This window comes from Paramesorhizobium salinisoli (genome assembly GCF_003335045.1).
Taxonomy (GTDB): Bacteria; Pseudomonadota; Alphaproteobacteria; order Rhizobiales; family Rhizobiaceae; genus Paramesorhizobium; species Paramesorhizobium salinisoli.
Genome location: NZ_QOZG01000143.1, coordinates 1 through 279 on the forward strand (window position 1 = coordinate 1; position 279 = coordinate 279).

Sequence of the window (279 nt, forward strand, 5' to 3'; positions counted from 1 at the left end):
CGATGGGTTCGGCAATTTGTCGCCCGATTGAGTAGAGCGGATCGAGCGATGTCATCGGCTCCTGGAAGATCATCGTGATCTTCGAGCCGCGCACCTGGTTCAGGGCCTTGGACGAAAGTCCGATCAAAACCGCATCAGGAAGAAGGAGAGCGTGACGACAACGAACAATGTCGGCACAGCACTCGCCAATCGGCGCAGAATGAAAAGCAGCATGGCATGCTCCAAGGGATGCACGCGGCAACCGGAAGGTCGCCGTGTGCCGCGCTATTGCATTATCGG

At 57.3% G+C, this 279-nt stretch carries 1 pseudogene; it reads right to left on the bottom strand.

Annotation, left to right across the window (positions count from 1 at the left end):
- Window positions 1–127: pseudogene (locus DUT91_RS26020) on the bottom strand (ABC transporter ATP-binding protein); the annotation flags it as partial.
- Window positions 128–279: the final 152 nt, after the last annotated feature.